Here is a 22,785-nt window from a genome sequence, read left to right on the forward strand (position 1 = left end):
ACAATTGATTCCAAAACGGGGCTGTCTGGGAGTGCAATTGCGGTGACATGTGATATTTCGCAATATGCAAGACCGGCATGCGCAGCGAATGTGTGATTGAATTTATAACATAACAAGAATGACGCCTGGCACACAACGGCCCTCCGCCCAAGATTCGCGGCGGGCGCTGCCAGGCGTACGACAGCGGGGTAAGCGAGACTTGCCAGCAAGCCCACAGAGAGAGCATCGCGTATGAAGAAGAGTAAAATCGACCAGACTCTACCAGGACATCGATTGATGCAGGGCGTCGGCGAACCGGCTGCGACCGGTTCCTCCACCCTGAATCTGGCCAACCATTTCCTGATTGCGATGCCGGCGATGCAAGATCCGATCTTCGGCGGTACGGTCGTGTATGTCTGCGAACACAATGAAAACGGCGTGCTGGGCGTCGTCATCAACAAACCCACCGACATGACCATGGAAGTGCTGTTCGAGCGCATCGACCTGAAACTGGCGGCCGGCAGCGACACGCCCATCGTCAACGAGCCCATCATGTTTGGCGGCCCGGTGCAGGACGACCGCGGCTTCGTGCTGCATACGCCGGGCGCGCGCTATTCCTCGTCGCTGACGGTGACCGACGAGATCGCCTTTACCACCTCGATCGACGTGCTCGAAGCCGTCGCCAAGGGCGATGGCCCGGAACGCCTGCTGGTCTCGATCGGCTACTCGGGCTGGAGCCCCGGCCAGCTGGAAGAAGAAATCGGCCGCAACGGCTGGCTGACGGTCGGCGCCTCGGCCGATATCCTGTTCGATTTCCCCATCGAACAGCGCTACGTGGCGGCCATCAAATTGCTGGGCATCGACCCCCTGATGCTGGCAAGCGAGGCTGGCCACGCATGAGCGGTGACGCCATCGACACCATCCTCGCCTTCGATTTCGGCCTGAAACGCATCGGCGTAGCCATCGGCAATACCATGATTTGCCAGGCCAAGCCGCTCAGCGTGATCACGGCCACGGCGAACGAGCCGAAGTTTGCCGCCATCGATAGCCTGATCAGGGAGTGGGGCGCCAGCCGCATCGTGGTGGGCTTGCCCAGCCACCCCGATGGCAAGGAACATGAAATGAGCGCGCGCTGCCGCCGCTTCGCCAACCAGGTCCACGGCCGCTTCAACCTGCCCGTGGAACTGGTCGACGAACGTTATTCCTCGGCCGTCATCGCCGCCAGGCGCGGTGAAGTCATCGATGACCGCGCCGCCGCCATCATCCTGCAGCAGTATTTTGACGCGAATTATTAATCTGAATTTTGACTCCATTCCTGAATGATTAAGAACTCTATGCCGCATCCTACGAATCCATCCCAACTCGACGCCGAGGCCCTGTACGCAGACTTGCTGCAACAGGTGCAAGGCGGCCTGGCGGGCATTCCCAACGTGGCCATCGTCGGCATCCACTCGGGCGGCGCCTGGCTGGCCGAACGCCTGGCGCGCGACCTGAACCTGCTGGACCGCCTGGGCGTGCTCGATGTCTCGTTCTACCGCGACGACTTCGCCGAGAAGGGCCTGCATGCGGACGTCAAGCCGACGAAGATCGCCTTCGACGTGGCCGGCGCCACCATCCTGCTGGTCGACGACGTGCTGTACACGGGCCGCACCACGCGCGCGGCCATCAACGAACTGTTCGACTATGGCCGTCCGGCGAAGATCATGCTGGCCGCCCTGGTCGACCGCGGCGAGCGCCAGCTGCCGGTGGCCGCCGATTTCGTCGCCGCCTACACTGCCGTGCCGGCGGGTCAGGCCCTGGTCCTGAAGCAAGCCGACGATGGAAAATTCACGCTCACCATAGATACCCACCATGCTTAATCCGCAACTGAATAAACACGGCGAACTGCAACATCTGCTGACGATCGAAGGCTTGCCGAAGTCTATCGTCAACCACATCCTCGACACGGCTTCCTCGTTCGTCGGCATTTCCGCGCGCGACGTGAAGAAGGTGCCGCTGATGCGCGGCAAAAGCGTTTTCAACCTGTTCTTTGAAAACTCGACGCGCACGCGCACCACCTTTGAAATCGCATCAAAAAGACTGTCGGCCGATGTCATCAACCTGAACATCCAGGCCTCGTCGGCCAGCAAGGGCGAGTCCCTGCTCGACACCATCGACAACCTGTCGGCCATGCATGCCGACATGTTCGTCGTGCGCCACGCGCAGTCGGGCGCGCCCTACCTGATCGCCAAGCACCTGATCGATACGAAGCAGCCGCACGTCCACGTCGTCAACGCGGGCGACGGGCGCCACGCGCACCCGACCCAGGGCTTGCTCGACATGTACACGATCCGCCACTACAAGAAGGATTTCACCAACCTGACGGTGGCCATCGTGGGCGATATCCTGCACAGCCGCGTGGCGCGTTCCGACATCCACGCGCTGACCACCCTGGGCGTGCCGGAAGTGCGCGCCATCGGCCCGCACACCCTGCTGCCGGGCGGCCTGGAACAGATGGGCGTGCGCACCTTCACCAACATGGATGAAGGCTTGAAGGGCGTCGACGTGATCATCATGCTGCGCCTGCAAAACGAGCGCATGAGCGGCGCGCTGCTGCCGTCGGCGCAGGAATATTTCAAGAGCTATGGCTTGACGCCCGAACGCCTGGCACTGGCCAAGCCGGACGCCATCGTCATGCATCCGGGCCCGATGAACCGCGGCGTGGAAATCGATTCGGCCGTGGCCGACGGTGCGCAGGCGGTCATCCTGCCGCAGGTGACGTTCGGTATCGCCGTGCGCATGGCGGTGATGAGTATTTTGGCTGGTAATCAGGGCTGATGGCCCAAGGACGAGTATAGCGAGCATGACGACACTACATATCAAGAACGGCCACCTGATCGACCCTGCCAACGGCATCGATGGCTTGCAAGACCTGTTCATCGCCGACGGCAAGGTGCTGGCCGTGGGCAGCGCCCCCGCCGGTTTCACCGCCGACACGACGTTCGACGCGGCCGGCCTGGTGGTTTCCCCCGGCCTGGTCGACCTGTCAGCGCGCCTGCGCGAGCCGGGCTACGAATACAAGGCGACCCTGGAATCGGAATTGCAGGCGGCCCTGCAAGGCGGCGTCACGAGCCTGATCTGCCCGCCTGACACCGACCCCGTGCTCGACGAGCCGGGCCTGGTGGAAATGCTGAAATACCGCGCCAAGACGCAGAACAAGGCGCATGTGCACCCGCTGGGCGCGCTGACCATGGGCTTGAAAGGCCAGTCGCTGACGGAAATGGCGGAACTGACGGAAGCGGGCTGCATCGGCTTCGCGCAGGCGGAAGAGCCGATCGAAGACACCACCGTGCTGCTGCGCGCCATGCAGTATGCGAACACTTTCGGCTACACCGTCTGGCTGCGCCCGCAAGACCCGCATATCGGCCGTGGCGGCATCGCCCACAGCGGCCCGCTGGCCTCGCGCCTGGGCCTGTCCGGCGTGCCGGTGATGTCCGAAACCATCGCGCTGCACACGATCTTTGAACTGATGCGCGCCAGCCGCGCGCGCGTGCACCTGTGCCGCATCTCGTCGGCGGCAGGCCTGGAACTGATCCGCGCCGCCAAGGCCGAAGGCTTGCCCGTCACCTGCGACGTGGGCGCGCACCATGTGCATTTGACGGATGCCGACATCGGCTTCTTCGACCCGAATGCGCGCGTGACGCCGCCGTTCCGCAGCCAGCGCGACCGCGATGCGATCCGCGCCGGCCTGCTCGACGGTACGGTGGACGCCATGTGCTCGGATCACACGCCCGTCGACGATGATGAAAAACTGCTGCCGTTCGGCGAAGCCTCGCCCGGCGCCACGGGCCTGGAACTGCTGCTGTCGCTGGCCCTGAAATGGGCCGACGACTACGCCTTGAACCAGCCGCAAGCGGGCGCCCGTCCGCTGGCGCGTGCCGTGGCCAAGGTCACGTCCGACGCGGCCCGCGTGGCCGGCATCCCGGCCGGCAGCCTGGCCGTGGGCGAAGCGGCCGACATCTGCGTCTTCGATCCCGCCGCGCGCTGGACCGTGTCGTCGGCCTCGCTGGCCAGCCAGGGCAAGCACACGCCTTTCCTCGGCTATGAGCTGAGCGGCATCGTCAAGGCAACCATCGTGGCCGGACAGGTGGCGTTTCAGCGCTGATTTTTTTGTACTGGAGTGAAACTCCAGCATACTGCCGGGGTCAGTCCTTTCAGGAGCGGAATTCGCCCCATTGGGGCGGATTCCCCCGCCGGGTCTGACCCCGGAATTTGCTGTGGGTTTGCTTCTTTATCTGGTGTCATTTGAAACTTCTGCTTACCTACCGCCTCGCGCGCATCGCCATCCACCTGAGCTGCGGCATGGCCAAGAGCGCGGTGCTGTTCCCCTGGCTGGACCTGGAGGGGCGCAATCGGCGCATCCGCCGCTGGTCCACGCAACTGCTCGATATCTGCGGCGTGCAGGTGCAGCAGCCGGCCTGCAGCGTGCCGGCCCTCGACCATGCGATGGTGGTGGCGAACCACGTCTCGTGGCTCGACATCTTTGTCATCAATGCCGTCCACCCTTGCCGTTTCGTCGCCAAGGCGGAAATCCGCGCCTGGCCGATCCTGGGCTGGCTGGCGGGGCGCGCCGGCACCATCTTCATTTCACGCGGCAGCAAGCGCGACCTGCGTTTGATCTTCCAGGGACTGGTGGACAAATTGACGGCGGGCGAGCGCATCGCCTTCTTCCCCGAGGGCACGACCGCCGCGCAAGGGCAGATACTGCCGTTTCACGCCAATCTGTTCGAGGCCGCCATCGACGCGCAAGTGCCGGTGCAGCCGTTCGCGCTCGTGTATGTGGATGACAAGGGGGCCTTGCACCATGCCGTCGATTTCATCGGCGAGATGAGCTTTGCGCAAAGCATGGTGGCGATCTTGAGCGGGCCGCCGATCACGGCGCGTCTGACCTGTCTGGCGCCGGTGGCGACGCACGGCGCGCACCGGCGCGAGCTGGCGGCGGCAACGCAGGCGGCGGTAGCCGCCGCGCTGCCGCTGGAAAAGACCGTTTAGGACATCGGCTTAGTTTTTCACGTGCAGCCAGCGCGCATGCGCGGCGCGGGCCAGGTAGTCGAGGATGAAGCCGAGTATGCCGATCAGCACGATGGCGGCCATCAGTTCCGAGTACGCCAGGCGGTCGCGCGTATCGAGGATGAAGTAGCCCAGGCCCGCCGAGACGCCCAGCATTTCCGCTGGCACCAGCACGATCCAGATGATGCCGATGGCCAGGCGCACGCCCGTCAAAATGTCGGCCGTGATGCCCGGCAAAATCACCTTGAAGACAATCTCGCTGCGCGTGGCCGACAGGCTGCGCGCCAGCAGCAGCCAGTTCGGGTCGAGCCGCGCCACGCCGGCCGCCGTATTGAGCAAAATCGGCCAGACGGCGGCAAACGCCAGCAGGAAGTACACGGGCGCGTCGCCGACACCGAGCACCATCACGGCGATCGGCATCCACGACAGCGGCGAAATCATGCGCAGCAGCTGGAACAGCGGCATGGCGGCGCCGGAAAAGCTTTTCGACATGGCCACCAGCACGCCCAGCGGCACGCCGATGACGATGGCCAGCCCCAGGCCCACAGCCACCCGCTGCAGGCTCAGTACCACATGCAGCCAGATATCCGCGCCGCCCAGCATTTCCTTGAACGCCAGCGCCGTGGGCAGGGGCGCGAAGGCGGTGGCGATCGGCGTGGATTTCTCCAGCGCCGTCACGCCCACGGACCACAACAGCAAGGCACAGGCCAGCCCCACCAGGGGCAGGCCGAACTTCGTAAACAGCTTGCTCGTCATCGTCAAACCGCCACAGCTTCGCTGCGCAGCAGGTTGGCCGGCAAGCCGAAGGCGGCCGGGCCGCCGACTGCCGTAATGGCCTTGCGCACGAAGCGGTCATCGACCAGGTCGCGCGCGGCGAATTTCGGATCGAGGTTGGCCAGGAAGCGCGTGTCGCCTTCCACCTTGGTGCGGCCGATGGCGCGCACCAGTTCTTCCGTGTACGAGGCGAATGGATACGGCTGGAAGTCGATGCGGCGCTGCTGCCAGTTCTTGTGCACGATCAGGCCCTGCTTTTCGTAGCCGGCGTAGTCGCTGGTGGCCAGCACCTTGGTCAGCACCTGCAGCGGATGCGGCGTGTAGCGGTGCTCGCCCACGTTCGACAGCAGCTTGGCCGTGTCGACCTGGTTCGAGCGCGTCCACAGCTGCGCCTTGACGATGGCGTTGGTGACCTTTTGCGCCCATTCCGGACGCGTGTTGATGTCACGCTCGGACAGGAAGGTGACGCAGCACGCGTGGTTTTTCCACACATCGCCCGAGAAGCGCAGGATCTTGCCGATGCCGGCGTTTTCCGCCGCCGCATTGAACGGTTCGGCCACGATGTAGCCGGCGATCGACTTGCTGGCCAGGGCGGAGACCATTTCGGCCGGCGCCAGCACGATCAGGTTCACTTCATTCGGCTTGATGGCAGCGTTGCGCGCGCGCGTGACCGGGGTCAAGCCGTTGGCGGACAGGATCTGCTGCAGCAGGATGTTGTGGATCGAGTACCAGAACGGGATGGCAACCGTGCGCCCGCCCAGGTCGGAGACCTTGTTGATCTCGTTGGCCACCGTCAGCGCGGAACCGTTGACGTGGTTCCAGGCGACGACTTTCGCCGGGAATTTGGCGCCGTAGCGCACCCACAGGGTGGCCGGCGACAGCAAATGGATCACGTTGACCTGGCCGGCGACGAAGGCTTCGATGATCTGCGCCCAGCTGCGGAACAGCCGCGGCGTTTCCGCCTGCAAGCCTTCCGCTTCAAACAGCTTGCGCGCATGCGCGACCAGCAGCGGCGTGGCGTCGGTGATCGGTAAATAGCCGATTTTCACCGGCTGATCGTCGCCTTTCGGGCCTTGCTGGGCCATGGCGTCGCCGGCGAACAGCAGGGGCGAGGCGACGCTGGCCGTGGCCAGGGCCGACATGCGCAGGAAGTCGCGCCGCGTCAGGCCGCAGTCGCAATCGGACGAGGCGCAGATGTGCAGGGGTTTGTTGTGGTCTTCGAATGTCATGGGAGAGTTCCGGTCGATTAATTGGAAGCAAAGGCAGGCGCTTGGTCCTGCTTTTGCAGCGCCTGCAGGGCGTCGAGGATGTCCATCTTCAGGGCGATCACGTCGGCGCTGTGGCCGATGCGCGGCTGCGCGATGGCGACGGGCCATTCGCGCACGATGTTGCCCGGCTTGCCGCCCATCAGCAAGATGCGGTCGGCCACGAGAATCGCTTCATCGATATCGTGCGTGACGAGCAGCACGGCCGTGTGCCAGCGGTGCACCACGTCCACCAGCAGCGACTGCATCTCGGCGCGCGTGATGGCGTCGAGCGCGGAAAACGGTTCATCGGCGAACAGCAGTTCCGGTTCGCGCGCCAGCGCACGGGCCAGCGCCACGCGCTGCGCCATGCCGCCCGACAGCGCGGACGGATACAGTTTTTCGCGTCCCTTCAGGCCCACCGCTTCAATGGCTTGCGCCACGCGCGCCTGGTGCGCGTCGCGCGTCAGCCTGGGTTGGTGCTTGAAGTCCAGGCCGAAGCCGGCATTGCCCGTGACGTTCAGCCAGGGCAGCAAACTGGCCTGCTGGAAGACGAGGGCGCTGCGCGGGTCCGGCTCGCGCATGGGCGCGTCGAGGAATTGAATATCGCCTGTCGATGGCGGCTGCAAGCCGGCCAGCACGCGCAGCAGGCTGGATTTGCCGCAGCCGCTGCCACCCAGCAGGCAGACGATTTCGCGCTTGCGCACGCCCAGCGAGACGTGCTGGAACACGGGCGCGGCACCCGGATAGGAAAAGCTCAGGTCCTGCGCCTGCAAGGCCCAATCTGCAACGCTCATGCCGACGCCCCCGCCGCCTTGGCCGCCTGCTGGCTGTCGAACAGCTGCAAGGCCGCCTGCAATTGTGTCAGGCTGGGGGTGACGATGGGGATGAACGACGATTCGCGCCAGCGGCGGGCAAAGCCCTGCTGCTCCGCGTTCAGGTAGGCGCGTCCGCCCATGGCTTGCAGTTCCAGCATCAACGCCTGCTGCAGAATGTCGGCCAGCTGTATGCGCAGGCGGAACATGGCCGGCGCCTGCGTCTTGAAGCGGCCATCGTGCACGCCGTCCAGCAGGGTCGCGACTGCCGCTTCCAGGGTCGCTTGCAGCGCTTCGATGCGCGGCGACAGCTGGTTGCGCGAGCCGGCGGAGATCTGCGCCGCTTTGGCCAGGCTGGCGCGCGCAAGGCCGATCGACAGGCCGCATTGCATGCCCAGGAAAGAAGGGCGCACCTGCGGCAGCCAGGCTGGCGCATTGTCGCTGATGATGTCCGCGGCGGGAATGTGTACCTGCGCCAGCTTGACGGAGGCGGTATTGCTGCCGCGCAGGGCGATCAGGTCCAGGTCATCGCTGCGCTGCACGCCTTGCGCGCCGCTGTCGAAGGCCACGATGACGGGTGGCGCGCCATCGTCAGGTGCCACGGCAGCCGCCGCCACAAAGCCCGCCTTGCGCAAATTCGTCACCCAGGCCAGGCCGCCGTCGACCAGCAAGCCGTCGGCATGGCGCGCACCCGTGATTTGCAGCTGTTCGATGCCGGACAAGAATTTCATGGCGTTCGACAGGCCGCTGGCGCCGGCCTGCGTGCCGGCCAGCAGGCCGGGCAAGCGCCGCTCGGCCAGCGCGCGGTTCTCACTTTGCAGCAGGAATTCGATGAAGCAGCGCTGGCCCCAGAAGACAAAGGCGGCCGTCACGGATTCCTCGGCTACTCTGGCAATGGCGTGGATGGCGTCGCGCACGTCGCCGCCAGCGCCGCCTTGTTCCTGCGGCACGCCGATGCGCAGCAACTGGTCGCCCGCCAGCGCGGGAAGCACGGTTTCAGCCAGTTGCGGCGATTGGTCCAGCTGGTCGGCATGCATGTGCAGCCAGTGATTGAGGTGGCCCATGTCAGACGGCGCCGGGCAAATAGGGCGTCAATTGCGGATTGACGGGCGTGCCGGCCAGGCTGTTGGAGAAATTGCACAGGGTGGCCAGGCTGATGCCCAGCACCACTTCCAGCGCCTGCTGTTCGTTGTAGCCGGCGCCCAGGAAGGCTTGATATTCGGCGTCATTGACGGCGCCGCGCGTGGCGATGACGGCCGTGGCGAAAGCGGCGACGGCGTCCAGTTTGACGTCATTCGTCGGCTGGCCATGCTGCAGGGCGCGCACCGTGTCCGGCGTCTGGCCGGCTTTTTTCAGCGAGATGGCGCTATGGCCGGCAATGCAGAAATCGCAGCCGTGGATGCGCGCGGCCGTGATCTGTACCACTTCGCGTTCCATTAACGTCAGGCTGGCGCGCGCATTGATGCCCGAGACAGTCAAATAGGTTTCCAGGGCCAGCGGCGCGTTGGCCAGCACGCCGATCAGGTTGGGCAGGAAGCCATTGTTGGCGATGGCTTTTTCCACGAAGGGGCGGCTGTCGGCCGGCGCGGTATCGAGAGTATGCAGAGTCAGACGGGACATGGGGCACCTTGCTAAGTTAGTAAGTCACTCAGCCATTATATCGGCCATATCGTGCAGGCAACAGACGTGAGCGTCGCCCTTTTGTGCTCGTTCGTCTGCGATTCGGTATTCCTTGATCCCGGCAGGCGATTAGCTGGCCAGCTGGCGCAGGCGCTGGTCGCGGCGATAGGCGCCCGGCTGCTCGCCCGTGACGCGCTTGAAGGCGCGCGTAAAGGCGGCGTGCGAGCGGTAGCCCACCAGTTCGGCCGCCCGCTCCACGGACGCGCCGTCGTGCAGGCGCCGTGCGGCGATCTTCATGCGCAGCAGGAGCAGGAACTGCGCTGGCGAATGGCCGCTGGCGCTGGCGAAATGCTTGCAGAAGCTGGCGCGCGACATGCACGCCGCCTTGGCCATGTTCTCGATCGACCAGTCATCGGCGGGCGCATCGAGCATGCGTTCGAGCAGCGGTGAAAATGCGGGCTGGTGCAGCAGCGACAGCAGGCCGGCCGCCACCTGCTCGCCCTGCGCCACGTGGCGTATCAGGTAAAAGAACAGCAGTTCGACCAGCCGCGAGGTCAAAGGCGACGGCTGTTCCGGATCGCCGCCGGCCTCCGCCAGGATCAGGTCGAACAGTCCGGTGGCGGCGCTGAAGGCGGGCGCGTCGCCGCGTATCAGCAGATACGGCGGGAAGGAATCGACGATCAGCGCGGCGAGGGCGCCGCGAAATTGAAAGAAGCCGCAGGCCAGCGCCGTTGCCGGGCTGTCCGTGGCTGGCTGCAACGGCTGCATGGCTTGCGCGCTCACGGCCTGCAGCGGGTCGCTGTAAGGGCTGAGAAAATGTGGCAGGTCGCGCAGCAGGAAGACGCCATCGCGCGGACCGAGGGCGATCGGCGCCGCGCCATCGAGATGCAGATAGCAATGGCCGTCGAGCACCAGGTGAAAGCTGCCCAGTTCCCGGCCCGCCGTGGAGGCGCGCCAGCGGCCGCAGTACTGGCCTACGTGCAGTACGGCGGTGTCGAGCTGCAGGCTGCCCAGCAGCCAGCGCGCCAGCCTGTCGGTATCAGGATGCATGGAGTGGAAAAGGCAAAAGCTGCATCATACGGTCCGCGCGCGCCAGGGCCAACGACCGATTTCGACTAAGCATATGCCGGCACTGCGGCAGCTTACTGCTTGCCACTGTGCTGCTGGAACGTGGGGCAGTCCACCTGCAGCAGCGAGCGGTCTTCCAGGCAGACGGCGGACAGCTTGCCACCCCAGACGCAGCCGCTATCGAGGCCGATCAGCTGCGGGCGCAATTGCAGTCCCAGCGCCGACCAGTGGCCGAAGACGACGGTGTCGCCGGCGCTGTGCCGGCCGGGCACCTCGAACCATGGCAGCAGGCCGGAGCCGGGCGGCGCGCTGCCGCTTTCCTTCATCTTGAAGTCCATCACGCCGTCGGCCGTGCAAAAGCGCAGCCGCGTCATGGCATTGATGATGCAGCGTAGGCGGTCGGCGCCCTGCAGCTCATCGCGCCAGGCGGCCGGCTCGTTGCCGTACATGGTGCGCAGGAACGCGACCCAGTCGTCGCTGCACAGCATGGCCGAGACCTCGCCGCTCAGGGCCAGTGCCTGCCGCGCGCTCCATTGCGGCAGCAGGCCCGCGTGCACGAGCAAATGGCCCTGGTGCTGCAGGGCCAGGGGGCGGCAGCGCAGCCAGGCGATGAGTTCTTCGCGGTCGGGCGCATCGAGGATCTCGGCCAGAGTGTCCGATGCATGCTGCGGGCGGATGCCATTGGCCACGGCCAGCAAGTGCAGGTCATGGTTGCCCAGCACGCTGTCAGCCAGGCCTTGCCGCGCCAGCGCGTGCACGTAGCGCAGGGTGGCCAGCGAGGCGGGGCCACGGTTGATCAGGTCGCCCGCGAACAGCAGGCGGTACGGACCGTTCGCCGTGGCCTGGATCTGTTCCACCAGTTCGACGGTTTGTGCATGGCAGCCTTGCAGATCGCCGATAAAGTAGGTTTTCATGAGCGGTATGGTTTTTTTTTTTGCAGAGGATCGGGCTGGACGGCAAACGTACCCGGATGGCGCCAGACTTTCAGTAGAATCAGAATCATGCCTGAAGTTGCACGCTTGCGTGTCGAATGGCGTGCCCGCCATGTCAAACCGCCTGCTGCATGTAGTGTTGTCAAAGTGGCTATTGTTAATGTATCAAATGGTAAAAGCTGTTAGCAAGCATGGATTTCCTTGCTAGCATTTGCGACGCTGGAACGCATTCGTGCAAGCAGGATGGAGAATATTTCCTATAAATTAATATTTTTCCCGCGCCAAAAATGCCGCAAAGTGGCAGGCAGCGCATGTGTATCATTTTGGCCAAAAACAGGGTTTTTTATTGGCGATACCTGATATATGGCATTTTTTGAGATAGTTGCAGCCGTGGCGGCGGAGACGGGCGGCTTGAAAATAGGGATTTATTCGCAAAGTCGGTACAATGTCATTTAAAGGCTGTATGGCGTAATTTCTCGTATTTTTTTACCTTATCGATGGCTTTTTAGTGGCGAGCCCGATTTTTTGTTGATAATAAAAATGTTTTCTTTTATCGTGAGCTTTGTCGCATCCGCGTTGTTGACCCTGTTGATTATTAAACAGGTGCGATTGCACAGGTCGGCACTCGATTCTGATTTTCATGGCGTGCAAAAAGTGCACTCCCATTCGGTGGCACGCATTGGCGGGCTGGCGATCTTCCTGGCAGTGGTGTTCAGCGCGCTCGTGTCGATCTGGCGCCTGCCGGTCATGACGCAATGGATGCTGTCCTTGCTGTTATGCTCAGGCATCGCGTTTGCTGGCGGCATCATTGAAGACTTTACGGGCAAAGTCAGCCCCGTGGGGCGCTTGCTGCTGACCATGGCAGGTGCGCTGCTGGCCTATTTCCTGATCGATGCGCGCATTGACCGCATCGATTTCCCCTTCTCCAGCTTGGCGATACCCTTCATCTGGCTGAGCTTGCCCATCACGGTGCTGGCCGTGGCGGGTATTGCCAATGCCATCAATATTATCGATGGCTTCAATGGCCTGGCCAGCGTGGTTTCCATCTGCATGTTCCTGTCGCTCGCCTATGTTGGCTTGCAAGTCAACGATTCCTTCATCCTGGTCTCGGCCCTGCTGGTGGCCGGTGCCGTTACTGGTTTTTTGATCTGGAATTATCCGGTCGGCTTGATTTTTCTCGGTGATGGCGGCGCCTATTTTATTGGCTTCATGCTCGGTGAGTTGACCCTGCTGCTGGTGATGCGCAATCCAGATGTATCGACCTGGTACGCCGTGCTGCTGCTGATTTATCCCGCATTTGAAACCCTTTTCTCGGCCTATCGACGCGCATTTATTCAAGGGAAGTCACCGGTGATGCCGGACGGCATACATCTGCACAGCCTGATTTTCCGCCGCATTGTGCAGTGGACCGTAGGCCGCAAGGAAGCGCGTGCGCTGATGCGCCGCAATTCGATGACATCACCTTATCTGTGGCTGTTTTCGCTGACGGCCGTGATTCCAGCGACCTTGCTTTGGCGGCATACCGGCTTATTGATTTTCTGTTCCGTTTTATTCATGGTGTCGTACGTCTGGTTATATTTCCGCATCATCCGATTCAAGTCGCCACGCTGGATGATTATGAATAAGAAGAAATAACGTGAATAGTGTATATTCATGCATTTTTTAATTCATATTAATGTTAAAGGTGGCATATGAATTTATCAATATTGACAATGCCGGAGCTGCGCAAATTGCAAGACCAGGTGCAGCACGAATTAAACAGCCGCGAACGTGAAGATTTGAACAAGGCGCGCGAACAGATCATGGCGATCGCGCAGCACGCTGGCATACCGCTGAAACAGCTGATACTCGATGGCTTGCACCCGCGCACGGGTAAAGTCGCGGTGCGTTACCGTCATCCGGACAATGCTACTGAGCAATGGACAGGCCGTGGACGCCAGCCTCTGTGGGTCAAGCGATGGGTGGAATCGGGCAAGTCGATTGATCTGCTGCGCGTATAATTCGGTATACTCTTGGCGCAGTAGCAGGCTCCCCAAAGCACGCTTTACCTGCCAGGCCCTATCCCTACTTTTATACCGTCCAAACCATGCTTCCATTGTCCCAAACGATCTTCAAAGCCTATGATATTCGCGGCATCATCGCTAAAACCCTCGATGCCAGCGTGGCCCACAAGATTGGACAGGCGTTTGGCGCGGCAGCCCTGGCAAAGGGCGAAAAGCGGGTAGTGATCGGCCGCGACGGCCGCCTGTCGGGCCCCGAATTGACGGCGGCGCTGGCACAGGGCCTGCAGGCCGCCGGCATCAACGTGATCGATTTGGGCGTGGTGGCCACGCCGATGGTGTACTTCGGCACGAACGTGCTCGACACGCGTTCCGGCATCATGGTCACGGGTAGCCACAATCCGCCCGACTATAACGGCTTCAAGATGGTGCTGGCCGGTGAAGCGATTCACGGTGAAGCGATCCAGGCGCTGTACCACAGCATCGTCGCGCACGACGGCAGCGCCAGCGCCAACCCGGGCAGCTATGCCACGCACGATATCCGCGCCGCCTACCTCGAGCGCATCCTGGGCGACGTCAAGCTGGCGCGCCCGATCAAGATCGCCGTCGATTGCGGCAATGGCGTGGCCGGCGCCTTCGCGGGCGACCTGTTCCGTGGCATGGGCTGCGAAGTCATCGAACTGTTCTGCGAAGTCGATGGCAACTTCCCGAACCACCATCCCGACCCGGCGCATCCGGAAAACCTGCAGGACCTGATCCGCTGCCTGGCCGAGACGGACGCCGAAATCGGCATCGCCTTCGACGGCGACGGCGACCGCCTGGGCGTGGTGACCAAGGATGGCCAGATCATCTACCCTGACCGCCAGATGATGCTGTTTGCCGCCGACGTGCTGACCCGACACCCTGGCGCGCAAATCCTGTACGACGTGAAATGCACGCGCCACCTGGCGCCGTGGATCAGCAAGCATGGCGGCGTACCGCTGATGTACAAGACCGGCCACTCGCTGGTGAAAGCCAAGCTGCGCGAAACGGGGGCGCCGCTGGGTGGCGAAATGAGCGGCCATATCTTCTTCAAGGACCGCTGGTACGGTTTCGATGACGGCCTGTATTCGGCCGCGCGCCTGCTGGAAATCCTCACGCGTGAAGCCGATCCATCTGCCTTGCTCAATTCCCTGCCGCAGTCCGACAGCACGCCCGAACTACACCTGGAACTGAAGGAAGGCGAGAATGTCGCGCTGATGGACGTGCTGCGCCGCGACGCCGTTTTCCCCGGCAATGAACAGATCATCACCATCGACGGCCTGCGCGTGGAATATGCGGACGGCTTCGGCCTGGCCCGCTCATCGAACACCACGCCGGTGATCGTCATGCGCTTCGAAGCGGAAACGCCAGCCGCCCTGGCGCGCATCCAAGGCCAGTTCAAGCGCGTGATCCTGGCCGCCAAGCCAGACGCCGTCCTGCCGTTCTGACAGCATGGCCGGTCAAGCTGGCGCGCAGGCGCCCCTGAAAATCCTGCTGGTGCGGGTATCCTCGCTGGGTGACGTGCTGCATAACCTGCCCATGGTGGCTGACATCGCCCGCCATTTTCCTGATGCGACCATCGACTGGGTGGTCGAGGAGGGCTATACCAGCCTGGTGCGCCTGAACCCGCGCGTGGGTACCATCTTCCCGTTTGCGCTGCGGCGCTGGCGCAAGAGCCTGGGCAAGAAAGAGACGCGCGCGGAAATCGCCGCCTTCTTCCGCCGCCTGCGCCAGACCCGCTACGATTATGTATTCGATACCCAGGGCTTGCTGAAGACGGGCATCATCATGGGCGCCGCGCGTCTGGCGCCGGGCGGGCAGAAAGTCGGCCTGGCCAATGGCAGCGAAGGCTCCGGCTACGAGGGCATCTCGCGCCTGTTCCACACGAAAAGCATACCCCTCGATCCGCGCACGCATGCGGTAGCGCGTGGCCGCCTGGTGGCCGCCGCCGCACTGGGCTACACGGTCGATACGCCGGCCGATTTCGGCTTGCCGGAAGTATCAGGCAGCGAACCGCGCCCGGACTGGATGGGCGAAGCACCCTACTGCGTGTATTTCCACGGCACCGCGCGCGACGCCAAGAAATGGGCGCCGCAGAACTGGATCGCGCTGGGCCAGGCGCTGGCGCCCATGCCGATACTGCTGCCGTGGGGTTCGCCCAAGGAAAAGGCGGAAGCGGAACAACTGGCGGCCGGCCTGCCGAACGCGCGCGTGCTGCCGAAACTGTCGATGAGCGACGCTACCTTGCTGGCGCGCCACGCGGCGCTGGTGGTAGGCGTCGATACGGGCCTCACGCATATCGCCGCCGCATTCGTGCGTCCGACGGTTGAAATCTACGCCGATTCGCCGCTGTGGAAGACGGAAGGCAACTGGTCGCCGAAGATCATCAACCTTGGCGATAAAGGCGCGCCGCCCGGCGTGCCGGAAGTGCTGGCCGCGGCGCAGCGGCTGCTGGCCGACTATCCTCCAGCCTGACCTCAACATTCAATAATCATGCGACTTCTTTATACCCTCGCCTGGTGGCTGGCCTTGCCCCTGGTGCTGGCGCGCCTGTGGCTGCGCGGACGCCAGGAACCCGGCTACCGCCAGCACTGGGGCGAGCGCCTGGGCTTTTACGCCCGCCAGTCCAGGTCCCCGATGCCGACGCTGTGGCTGCACGCCGTCTCCGTTGGCGAGACGCGCGCGGCCGAACCACTGGTCGATGCGCTGCTGGCGCAATGGCCCGATTGCCGCATCGTCCTCACGCACATGACGCCGACGGGGCGCGCCACCGGCAAGGCGCTGTTCGCCAAACACGGCGCACGCCTGGTGCAAAGCTACCTGCCTTACGACACGGGTGCCATGCCGGCCAGTTTCCTTCGCCATTTCGCGCCGCGCATCTGCATCCTGATGGAGACGGAAGTGTGGCCTAACCTGGTCCACCAGTGCAATCGCTACAAAGTGCCCGTGGTGCTGGCCAATGCGCGCCTGTCGCAGCGTTCGCTGGGCAAGGCGCAGCGCCTGGGCAAGCTGATTGCCGATGCGGCGCGCGGCATCACCCTGGTGGCGGCGCAGACGCAGGACGACGCCGATCGCGTGCGCCAGCTGGGCGTGCAGGACGTGGTGGTCACGGGCAGCATCAAGTTCGACGTCGTCGTGCCCGGGGCGGCGCTGGCGACGGGCGCCTTGCTGCGCAGCGCGATAGGCTCCCGTCCCGTGCTGCTGTGCGCCAGCACGCGCGAAGGGGAAGAGCCGCTGATCCTCGACGCCTGGCTGCGCGCCAGCCTGCCGGCCAATGCCTTGCTGCTGATCGTGCCGCGCCATCCGCAGCGTTTCGACGAGGTGGAAAAAGTGATCGCGGCGCATGGCCTGGCCGTGCAGCGCAGGTCGGGTTTAGGCCAGGATGGCGTCGTGGCGGCGGGCACGCAAGTGCTGCTGGGCGACTCGATGGGCGAGATGTTTGCGTATTACGCGGCCTGCGATTGCGCTTTTGTGGGCGGCAGCCTGCTGCCGCTGGGCGGACAGAACCTGATCGAGCCGGCCGCCCTGGGCAAACCCGTGCTGATCGGCCCGCACACCTTCAATTTCGCGCTGGTGACGGAACAGGCAATTGCCGCCGGCGGCGCCGCGCTGGTAGCGGACGCCGATGCCCTGATGGCGCAGGGGGCGGCATTGCTGCAGGATCCTGCGGAGCTGGCGTCGATGGGCCAAAAGGCGCTGGCGTTTGCCAACCAGCACCGGGGCGCCACGCCGCGCACCGTCGCGGCCATCAAGCCTTTGCTGGCGTGATGGCGCGCGGCCAACAATGGCGTCGGATTACGCGCGCTGCGCTAATCCGATCTACGTGACTGTAGGTCGGATTAGCTCGTAGAGCGTAATCCGACAAGCGCCTACGTGAACAGCACAGGCAACTCCTGCGAGCGCTTTCTGAGCGCCTGCTTGGCGCCATCGTAATCGGGATAGATCGATTCCACGGTGGCCCAGAAACGGGGGCTGTGGTTCATTTCCAGCAGGTGCGACAGCTCATGCGCCACCACGTAGTCGACCAGCGGCAGGGCGAAGTGGATCAAACGCCAGTTCAGGCGGATCTTGCGCTCGATGGTGCAGCTGCCCCAGCGCGTGCCGGCTGACGACAGCGACAGCGAATCGTAGCGCACGCCCAGCTTGTCCGCATACAGGTCCAGCCGCGCCTCGAACAGCTGGCGCGCCTCGTGTTGGAACCAGGCCTTTACTTTTTCCTTCAGCTGCTGTTCCGTGCCCGCTGGCGTGACCCACACATGCAGTTCATTCGTCTCGCGCTGGAAGCTGGCGCGATGGCGCGGCGCCTGGTGCAATCGCAAGGTGATCTCGCCTCCGAGGTAGGGCAGCATGGCGCCGTCGACCCAGGCCACGGGCGGACGCTGCTGGCGCTGCACCTTGCGCTCGCCCCGCTCCAGCAGTTTCGAGACGATCCAGCCCTGCTTGGCGCGGATGGCGTTGTCGATTTCAGCCAGGGTGACGCGCTTGGGCGCCGTCACGCGCAAGCCGTTATCGTCGATCATGAAGCCGATGGAGCGGCGCGTGGAGCGGCGCAGGGCGAATTCGACCAGGTGGCTGCCCAGCTGCAGCTGGCGCAGCGGCGGGCCATCGGCGCTGCGTGGCGGAGAGGGAAGGACAGGGGGGGCGCGAGGCGTGACAGGCGCCGGAGGCGGCGCCAGGGGAACTACAGGCTTCGCCTCCACGGGCGGCGCTGGCGGTGCCGTGGGGCGCACCGCCGGGGGCGTGCTGGTCGAGACGTCATGCGCGAACAAATCCAGTTGCTGGTCGCCGACCTTGATGGTCTTCATCTGCTGGCGCAGGGTCGGCTCCTGGATGACCGCGCTGATGCCGTCTAGCCAGCGTTGTAGGCGTGAGGCGAAATGACGCGCATTTCTGATTCTATCCAATTTTCCACCTGTTGCATCATGCTGTCCGGGGTTTGCCCTTCCGGCGAAATCGGTTTGCCGATCGAGACGGTGATCAGTCCGGGGCGTTTGAGGAATGATTGCTTGGGCCAGCACTCGCCTGAATTATGCGCGATCGGCACCACCACGGCGCCGGTAGCGATGGCCAGGCGCGTGCCGCCGCTCTTGTACTTGCCCGCCTGGCCCACGGGAATGCGGGTACCTTCAGGGAACATGATAATCCATTGGCCATCGGCCAGGCGGCGCTTGCCATGCGCCACCACGCTCTTGAACGCATGCTTGCCCTGCTTGCGGTCGATGGGGATCATGCGCAGCAGCGCCATGGCCCAGCCGAAGAACGGGATGTACAGGATCTCCTTCTTGAACACATACACGAGCGGGCGTGGCAGGCTGGGAAGCAAAAAGATGGTTTCCCATGCCGACTGGTGTTTCGATAGCACGATGGCCGGCGCATCGGGGAAGTTCTCCGCGCCCTTGACTTCATAGCGGATGCCGCAAATGACCTTGGCACACCACAGGATAAACACGTTCCAGCGGGAGGTGACCCAATAGCGCTTGTTGTAGCTCAATGGCGCGGCAAAAAAGCACACGCAGGCCCAGACGATGGTGGCCACGATCATGATGGTCATGAACAGCAGGGATCGCAGGAACAGGGAAATATTACGCAATGCGGTTCTCCGAATATTAAATACTCAATGCCACGCTGGGCGCCGGTACCGCCGGCGCCTTGAGCAGGTGGCTGACCACGGCGGCCAGGTCGGGGAAGACCTGGGTGCCGGGCGGCAGGCCGCCCGTCTCGTTGGTCTTTTCGCCCTTGCCCGTCAGGACTAGGTAGGGCACGCAGCCGCTGATGAAGCCTGCCTGCAGGTCGCGCAGCGAATCGCCGACCGTGGGCACGCCTTTCAGGCTGGTGTTGTAGCGCTGCGAAATTTCATGGAACATGCCCGGTTTCGGCTTGCGGCAGTCGCAGTTATCCGCGCCCGCGTGCGGGCAAAAGAAAATGGCATCGATGTCGGCGCCGACCTGCTGCGCCAAGGTATGCATCTTCTGGTGGATCGCGTTCAAGACCGTCATGTCGAAGTATTCGCGCGCGATGCCCGACTGGTTCGAGGCGATGACGACGCGATAGCCTGCCTGGTTCAGACGGGCGATCGCTTCGAGCGAACCGGGAATCGGCAGCCATTCCGCAGGCGACTTGATGAAATCCGGCGAGTCATGATTGATGACGCCGTCGCGGTCAAGAATTATCAGTTTCAGCGCCGGAATACCCATTACGCCGCCAGCTTGGAAATATCGGCCACGCGGTTCATCATGCCGTGCAAGGACGACAGCAAGGCCAGGCGGTTGTTGCGCAAGGCGACATCCTCGGCCATCACCATCACGTCGTTGAAGAAGCCGTCGACATCGTCGCGCAGCTGCGCCAGGGTTTGCAGCGTGCTGGTGAAGTCGCCCTTGGCAAAGGCGGCGTCGACTTCCGGCTGCACGCGCGAGACGGCGGCGGCGAGTTTTTTCTCCGCCTCGTCCTGCAGCAGCGCCACGTTGACGCCGCCGGCGGCGACCTGGCTCACGGCTTCCTCGTTCTTTTTCAGGATATTCGTGATGCGCTTGTTGGCCGCGGCCAGCGATGCGCTTTCCGGCAGGGCGGCAAACGCCTGCACGGCTTCCAGGCGCTGCACGATGTCGTCCAGGCGGTCGGGATTCTGTGCCACGACGGCTTCGATTTCATTCGGCGAGAAACCGCGCTCGCGCAGGATGCCGCGCAGGCGGTCGAGCATGAAGGTGGTCACGTCCGCCACCGGGTCCTTGAAGCCGGGCACGGCTGCGAACTGCGCGGCGGCATCCGCCAGCAAGCCCTGGATCGACAGGGGCAAGCGTTTCTCCAGCAGCATGCGCAGCACGCCTAGCGCGTGGCGGCGCAGCGCAAACGGGTCCTTGTCGCCCGTCGGCGCCAGGCCGATGGCCCAGATGCCAACCAGGGTTTCGAGCTTGTCGGCCAGCGCCACAGCGGTGCCGGTGGCGGTCGATGGCAGGCTGTCGCCGGCAAAGCGCGGCTGGTAATGTTCGGAGGCGGCCAGCGCCACTTCTTCCGCTTCGCCGTCATGGCGCGCGTAATACGTGCCCATGATGCCTTGCAGTTCTGGGAATTCACCCACCATGTCGGTCAGCAGGTCGGCCTTGGCCAGCAGGGCGCCGCGTTCGGCCAGCGCCACGTCGTACTGCAGCTTGGCGGCGATGGCGCCGGCCAGCGACTTGACGCGCTCTGTGCGGGCAGCTTGCGTGCCCAGCTTGTTGTGGTAGACCACATTGGCCAGCAGCGGCAGACGCGATGCCAGGGTTTTCTTCTTGTCTTGTTCAAAGAAGAACTTGGCGTCGGACAGGCGCGGGCGCACGACGCGCTCGTTGCCGCCGATGATGTGCTCTGGCGTGTCCGTCTCGATGTTCGAGACGATCAAAAAGCGCGAGCGCAGCTTGCCTTCGCTGTCCGTCAGCGCAAAGTATTTCTGGTTCGTCTGCATGGTCAGGATCAGGCACTCCTGCGGCACGGCCAGGAATTCTTCCTCGAAGTGGCATTCGTACACCACCGGCCATTCGACCAGGGCGGTCACTTCATCGAGCAGCGCTTCAGGCATCAGCACCTGGTCGGCACCGGCCTTGTCCAGCAGCTGGGCGCGGATGCGTTCCTTGCGTTCCTCGTTGCTGGCGATGACGCTGGCGTTGAGGATCAGCGAGGGCGCATAGTTTTCCGCGTGCGCGATGACGATCGGTTCGCCGTCCGTCAGGAAGCGGTGGCCCAGGGTGCTGCGGCCGGCCGTGAGGCCCAGCAGGGTCAAAGGCAGGATATTGATGCCGTGCAGGGCGATCAGGCTGTGGGCCGGGCGCACGAATTGCACGGTGGTGCCGTCCGGGCGCTGATAGCTCATCAGCTTTGGAATCGGCAACTTGGCGCAAGATTCCGTCAATGCGGCCTGCGCGCCGACGGCCAGCTGGCTGCCTGGCGCCGTGTAGGTGTAGAAGAAGCTTTCGGCCTTGCCGTCGGCGGTGCGTTCCAGCTCGGCCACCGTCAGGTCGGGGAAGCCCAGCGCGGCCAGTTTCTTGGCCAGCGGCGGCGTGCCGTTGCCGTTCGCGTCCAGCGCCACGGAGACGGGCAGGACTTTTTCGCGGATCGATTTGTCGGGCGAGACTTCGCGCACGTTGGTGATGGAGACGGCCAGGCGGCGCGGCGAGGCGTAGCTGGTGGCGACGCTGTCGGCTTCGAGGAAGTCGCGCGCTTTCAGGCCGTTGACGATGCCGGCCGTGAAGGCGGCGCCCAGTTTTGCCAGCGCTTTCGGCGGCAGTTCTTCGGTCAGCAGTTCGATGAGCAGTGTTTGGTTCATGGTGTTCTTGTCAGGTACGGCGGTATGGAGGCTCGAATTAGGCGGCGGTTTGCTCTGCGGCGGGCAGCATCGGGAAGCCGAGGCGCTCGCGCGAGTCGTAATACGCTTGCGCCACCAGGCGCGACAGGGTGCGTACGCGGCCGATATAGGCGGCACGTTCCGTCACCGAGATGGCGCCGCGCGCATCCAACATATTGAAGCTGTGCGACGCCTTCATGATCTTCTCGTAGGCGGGCAGGGTCAGCTGCAGTTCGATCAGGCGCTTGGCTTCCGCTTCGTAGTTGCCGAACTGTTCGAACAGCAGGTCCGTATTCGCGTGCTCGAAGTTGTAGGTCGACTGCTCCACCTCGTTCTGGTGGAAGACGTCGCCGTAGGTCAGTTTCTTCGTGGTGCCGTTCTCTTCCCACTCGGTCCACACCAGGTCATACACGTTTTCCACGCCTTGCAGATACATGGCCAGACGTTCGATGCCGTAGGTGATCTCGCCCAGCACGGGCTTGCAATCGAGGCCGCCCACTTGCTGGAAATAGGTGAACTGCGTCACTTCCATGCCGTTCAGCCAGACTTCCCAGCCCAGGCCCCAGGCGCCCAGGGTCGGGCTTTCCCAGTCGTCTTCGACGAAGCGCACGTCATTCTGTTTCAAGTCCAGGCCCAGCGCGGCCAGCGAACCCAGATACAGGTCGAGGATGTTTTCCGGCGCTGGCTTCAAGACCACCTGGTACTGGTAGTAGTGCTGCATGCGGTTCGGGTTTTCGCCATAGCGGCCATCTTTCGGGCGGCGCGACGGCTGCACATACGCGGCGCGCCAGGGTTCCGGGCCGATCGCGCGCAGGAAGGTGCCGGTGTGGAAGGTGCCGGCGCCGACTTCCATGTCGTAAGGCTGGAGCAGGGCGCAACCTTGCTTGTCCCAATAGGTTTGCAAGGTCAGGATAATTTGTTGAAATGTGAGCATCGTATGAGTTCGCCGCGCGGACAGGCTGCGCTTTG

23 protein-coding genes are annotated in these 22,785 nt (G+C 63.6%); 11 read left to right on the plus strand and 12 right to left on the minus strand.

Going from position 1 to position 22,785, the window contains the following annotated elements; genetic code table 11:
• Positions 1 to 276 precede the first annotated feature (276 nt).
• The 6 genes from ACQ4WR_RS05035 to ACQ4WR_RS05060 all read left to right on the plus strand — a co-directional run bounded on the left by ACQ4WR_RS05035 (position 277) and on the right by ACQ4WR_RS05060 (position 5,010).
• Positions 277 to 879: a YqgE/AlgH family protein gene (locus ACQ4WR_RS05035; RefSeq protein ID WP_102293929.1), complete on the plus strand. Its 603-nt coding sequence runs from the start codon at positions 277 to 279 to the stop codon at positions 877 to 879.
• A gap of 11 nt (positions 880 to 890) precedes the next feature.
• A complete protein-coding gene (ruvX, locus tag ACQ4WR_RS05040; RefSeq protein WP_436486105.1) occupies positions 891 to 1,274 on the plus strand; it encodes a Holliday junction resolvase RuvX in 384 nt (127 codons plus the stop codon).
• 39 nt (positions 1,275 to 1,313) lie between these two features.
• Complete coding sequence (gene pyrR, locus ACQ4WR_RS05045) at positions 1,314 to 1,838, plus strand: bifunctional pyr operon transcriptional regulator/uracil phosphoribosyltransferase PyrR (protein WP_102293928.1); 525 nt, start codon at positions 1,314 to 1,316, stop codon at positions 1,836 to 1,838.
• The gene (locus tag ACQ4WR_RS05050; RefSeq protein ID WP_102293927.1) at positions 1,831 to 2,796 is read left to right on the plus strand and encodes an aspartate carbamoyltransferase catalytic subunit; all 966 of its coding nucleotides are present in this window, start codon (positions 1,831 to 1,833) and stop codon (positions 2,794 to 2,796) included. The genes pyrR and ACQ4WR_RS05050 overlap by 8 nt, the downstream gene beginning before the upstream one ends.
• Before the next feature lie 25 nt (positions 2,797 to 2,821).
• Positions 2,822 to 4,123 carry a dihydroorotase gene (locus ACQ4WR_RS05055; RefSeq protein ID WP_102293926.1) on the plus strand — a complete coding sequence of 434 codons (1,302 nt, stop codon included), beginning with the start codon at positions 2,822 to 2,824 and terminating at the stop codon, positions 4,121 to 4,123.
• A 140-nt stretch (positions 4,124 to 4,263) separates the two neighbouring features.
• The gene (locus ACQ4WR_RS05060) at positions 4,264 to 5,010 is read left to right on the plus strand and encodes a lysophospholipid acyltransferase family protein (RefSeq protein WP_436485696.1); all 747 of its coding nucleotides are present in this window, start codon (positions 4,264 to 4,266) and stop codon (positions 5,008 to 5,010) included.
• 9 nt (positions 5,011 to 5,019) lie between these two features.
• Here ACQ4WR_RS05060 and ACQ4WR_RS05065 read toward each other — a convergent pair whose 3' ends face one another.
• The 7 genes from ACQ4WR_RS05065 to ACQ4WR_RS05095 form a co-directional block, all read right to left on the minus strand.
• A complete protein-coding gene (locus ACQ4WR_RS05065; protein ID WP_436485698.1) occupies positions 5,020 to 5,784 on the minus strand; it encodes an ABC transporter permease in 765 nt (254 codons plus the stop codon).
• Between the two features lie 2 nt (positions 5,785 to 5,786).
• A complete protein-coding gene (locus tag ACQ4WR_RS05070) occupies positions 5,787 to 7,031 on the minus strand; it encodes an ABC transporter substrate-binding protein (protein WP_436485700.1) in 1,245 nt (414 codons plus the stop codon).
• 17 nt (positions 7,032 to 7,048) lie between these two features.
• Positions 7,049 to 7,843 carry an ABC transporter ATP-binding protein gene (locus ACQ4WR_RS05075; protein WP_102293922.1) on the minus strand — a complete coding sequence of 265 codons (795 nt, stop codon included), beginning with the start codon at positions 7,841 to 7,843 and terminating at the stop codon, positions 7,049 to 7,051.
• Entirely contained in the window at positions 7,840 to 8,925 is a 1,086-nt protein-coding gene (locus tag ACQ4WR_RS05080) for an acyl-CoA dehydrogenase family protein (RefSeq protein ID WP_436485702.1), read from the minus strand. Before ACQ4WR_RS05080 ends, ACQ4WR_RS05075 begins: the two co-directional genes overlap by 4 nt.
• Before the next feature lies 1 nt (position 8,926).
• On the minus strand, positions 8,927 to 9,481 hold the full coding sequence (locus ACQ4WR_RS05085) for a carboxymuconolactone decarboxylase family protein (RefSeq protein WP_102293920.1): 555 nt from the start codon (positions 9,479 to 9,481) through the stop codon (positions 8,927 to 8,929).
• A 129-nt stretch (positions 9,482 to 9,610) separates the two neighbouring features.
• Positions 9,611 to 10,531: an AraC family transcriptional regulator gene (locus ACQ4WR_RS05090; RefSeq protein ID WP_436485704.1), complete on the minus strand. Its 921-nt coding sequence runs from the start codon at positions 10,529 to 10,531 to the stop codon at positions 9,611 to 9,613.
• 92 nt (positions 10,532 to 10,623) lie between these two features.
• Positions 10,624 to 11,463, minus strand: coding sequence for a symmetrical bis(5'-nucleosyl)-tetraphosphatase (locus tag ACQ4WR_RS05095; RefSeq protein ID WP_436485706.1), 840 nt, complete (start codon positions 11,461 to 11,463; stop codon positions 10,624 to 10,626).
• Positions 11,464 to 12,021: 558 nt separating this feature from the next.
• Here ACQ4WR_RS05095 and ACQ4WR_RS05100 point away from each other — a divergent pair.
• From ACQ4WR_RS05100 to waaA, 5 genes are all read left to right on the plus strand, one after another.
• On the plus strand, positions 12,022 to 13,116 hold the full coding sequence (locus ACQ4WR_RS05100; protein WP_436485708.1) for a glycosyltransferase family 4 protein: 1,095 nt from the start codon (positions 12,022 to 12,024) through the stop codon (positions 13,114 to 13,116).
• A 56-nt stretch (positions 13,117 to 13,172) separates the two neighbouring features.
• Positions 13,173 to 13,481 carry an H-NS histone family protein gene (locus tag ACQ4WR_RS05105; RefSeq protein ID WP_436485710.1) on the plus strand — a complete coding sequence of 103 codons (309 nt, stop codon included), beginning with the start codon at positions 13,173 to 13,175 and terminating at the stop codon, positions 13,479 to 13,481.
• An 86-nt stretch (positions 13,482 to 13,567) separates the two neighbouring features.
• Positions 13,568 to 14,950, plus strand: coding sequence for a phosphomannomutase/phosphoglucomutase (locus ACQ4WR_RS05110; protein WP_436485712.1), 1,383 nt, complete (start codon positions 13,568 to 13,570; stop codon positions 14,948 to 14,950).
• Between the two features lie 4 nt (positions 14,951 to 14,954).
• Positions 14,955 to 15,977, plus strand: coding sequence for a lipopolysaccharide heptosyltransferase I (waaC, locus tag ACQ4WR_RS05115; RefSeq protein WP_436485714.1), 1,023 nt, complete (start codon positions 14,955 to 14,957; stop codon positions 15,975 to 15,977).
• A gap of 18 nt (positions 15,978 to 15,995) precedes the next feature.
• The gene (gene waaA, locus ACQ4WR_RS05120; RefSeq protein ID WP_436485716.1) at positions 15,996 to 17,270 is read left to right on the plus strand and encodes a lipid IV(A) 3-deoxy-D-manno-octulosonic acid transferase; all 1,275 of its coding nucleotides are present in this window, start codon (positions 15,996 to 15,998) and stop codon (positions 17,268 to 17,270) included.
• 101 nt (positions 17,271 to 17,371) lie between these two features.
• Here waaA and ACQ4WR_RS05125 read toward each other — a convergent pair whose 3' ends face one another.
• Genes ACQ4WR_RS05125 through glyQ form a run of 5 tightly spaced genes read right to left on the minus strand, consistent with a single transcriptional unit; the run spans position 17,372 to position 22,750 of the window.
• On the minus strand, positions 17,372 to 18,307 hold the full coding sequence (locus tag ACQ4WR_RS05125; protein ID WP_436486107.1) for a M48 family metallopeptidase: 936 nt from the start codon (positions 18,305 to 18,307) through the stop codon (positions 17,372 to 17,374).
• A gap of 44 nt (positions 18,308 to 18,351) precedes the next feature.
• A complete protein-coding gene (locus ACQ4WR_RS05130; RefSeq protein WP_100874414.1) occupies positions 18,352 to 19,092 on the minus strand; it encodes a lysophospholipid acyltransferase family protein in 741 nt (246 codons plus the stop codon).
• Between the two features lie 16 nt (positions 19,093 to 19,108).
• Positions 19,109 to 19,696 (minus strand): D-glycero-beta-D-manno-heptose 1,7-bisphosphate 7-phosphatase, encoded by a 588-nt coding sequence (gmhB, locus tag ACQ4WR_RS05135; RefSeq protein WP_436485717.1) that lies wholly within the window; start codon positions 19,694 to 19,696, stop codon positions 19,109 to 19,111.
• Positions 19,696 to 21,798, minus strand: coding sequence for a glycine--tRNA ligase subunit beta (glyS, locus tag ACQ4WR_RS05140; protein WP_436485718.1), 2,103 nt, complete (start codon positions 21,796 to 21,798; stop codon positions 19,696 to 19,698). The genes gmhB and glyS overlap by 1 nt, the downstream gene beginning before the upstream one ends.
• A 37-nt stretch (positions 21,799 to 21,835) precedes the next feature.
• The gene (gene glyQ / locus ACQ4WR_RS05145) at positions 21,836 to 22,750 is read right to left on the minus strand and encodes a glycine--tRNA ligase subunit alpha (RefSeq protein WP_102293911.1); all 915 of its coding nucleotides are present in this window, start codon (positions 22,748 to 22,750) and stop codon (positions 21,836 to 21,838) included.
• Positions 22,751 to 22,785 lie beyond the last annotated feature (35 nt).

The sequence above is a fragment of the Janthinobacterium amylolyticum genome, from assembly GCF_051380655.1.
Taxonomy (GTDB): Bacteria; Pseudomonadota; Gammaproteobacteria; order Burkholderiales; family Burkholderiaceae_D; genus Janthinobacterium.

Excerpts from the sequence above, each read along its gene's own strand:
- ACQ4WR_RS05075 (WP_102293922.1), bottom strand. The coding sequence starts at position 7,843 with ATGAGCGTTGCAGATTGGGCCTTGCAGGCGCAGGACCTGAGCTTTTCC.
- ACQ4WR_RS05090 (WP_436485704.1), bottom strand. The coding sequence starts at position 10,531 with ATGCATCCTGATACCGACAGGCTGGCGCGCTGGCTGCTGGGCAGCCTG.
- ACQ4WR_RS05065 (WP_436485698.1), bottom strand. The coding sequence starts at position 5,784 with ATGACGAGCAAGCTGTTTACGAAGTTCGGCCTGCCCCTGGTGGGGCTG.
- ACQ4WR_RS05050 (WP_102293927.1), top strand. The coding sequence starts at position 1,831 with ATGCTTAATCCGCAACTGAATAAACACGGCGAACTGCAACATCTGCTG.
- gmhB (WP_436485717.1), bottom strand. The coding sequence starts at position 19,696 with ATGGGTATTCCGGCGCTGAAACTGATAATTCTTGACCGCGACGGCGTC.
- ACQ4WR_RS05105 (WP_436485710.1), top strand. The coding sequence starts at position 13,173 with ATGAATTTATCAATATTGACAATGCCGGAGCTGCGCAAATTGCAAGAC.
- waaC (WP_436485714.1), top strand. The coding sequence starts at position 14,955 with ATGGCCGGTCAAGCTGGCGCGCAGGCGCCCCTGAAAATCCTGCTGGTG.
- ACQ4WR_RS05095 (WP_436485706.1), bottom strand. The coding sequence starts at position 11,463 with ATGAAAACCTACTTTATCGGCGATCTGCAAGGCTGCCATGCACAAACC.
- waaA (WP_436485716.1), top strand. The coding sequence starts at position 15,996 with ATGCGACTTCTTTATACCCTCGCCTGGTGGCTGGCCTTGCCCCTGGTG.
- ACQ4WR_RS05080 (WP_436485702.1), bottom strand. The coding sequence starts at position 8,925 with ATGGGCCACCTCAATCACTGGCTGCACATGCATGCCGACCAGCTGGAC.
- pyrR (WP_102293928.1), top strand. The coding sequence starts at position 1,314 with ATGCCGCATCCTACGAATCCATCCCAACTCGACGCCGAGGCCCTGTAC.
- glyQ (WP_102293911.1), bottom strand. The coding sequence starts at position 22,750 with ATGCTCACATTTCAACAAATTATCCTGACCTTGCAAACCTATTGGGAC.
- ACQ4WR_RS05035 (WP_102293929.1), top strand. The coding sequence starts at position 277 with ATGCAGGGCGTCGGCGAACCGGCTGCGACCGGTTCCTCCACCCTGAAT.
- ACQ4WR_RS05110 (WP_436485712.1), top strand. The coding sequence starts at position 13,568 with ATGCTTCCATTGTCCCAAACGATCTTCAAAGCCTATGATATTCGCGGC.
- ACQ4WR_RS05070 (WP_436485700.1), bottom strand. The coding sequence starts at position 7,031 with ATGACATTCGAAGACCACAACAAACCCCTGCACATCTGCGCCTCGTCC.
- ACQ4WR_RS05085 (WP_102293920.1), bottom strand. The coding sequence starts at position 9,481 with ATGTCCCGTCTGACTCTGCATACTCTCGATACCGCGCCGGCCGACAGC.
- ACQ4WR_RS05055 (WP_102293926.1), top strand. The coding sequence starts at position 2,822 with ATGACGACACTACATATCAAGAACGGCCACCTGATCGACCCTGCCAAC.
- glyS (WP_436485718.1), bottom strand. The coding sequence starts at position 21,798 with ATGAACCAAACACTGCTCATCGAACTGCTGACCGAAGAACTGCCGCCG.
- ACQ4WR_RS05100 (WP_436485708.1), top strand. The coding sequence starts at position 12,022 with ATGTTTTCTTTTATCGTGAGCTTTGTCGCATCCGCGTTGTTGACCCTG.
- ACQ4WR_RS05125 (WP_436486107.1), bottom strand. The coding sequence starts at position 18,307 with ATGAAGACCATCAAGGTCGGCGACCAGCAACTGGATTTGTTCGCGCAT.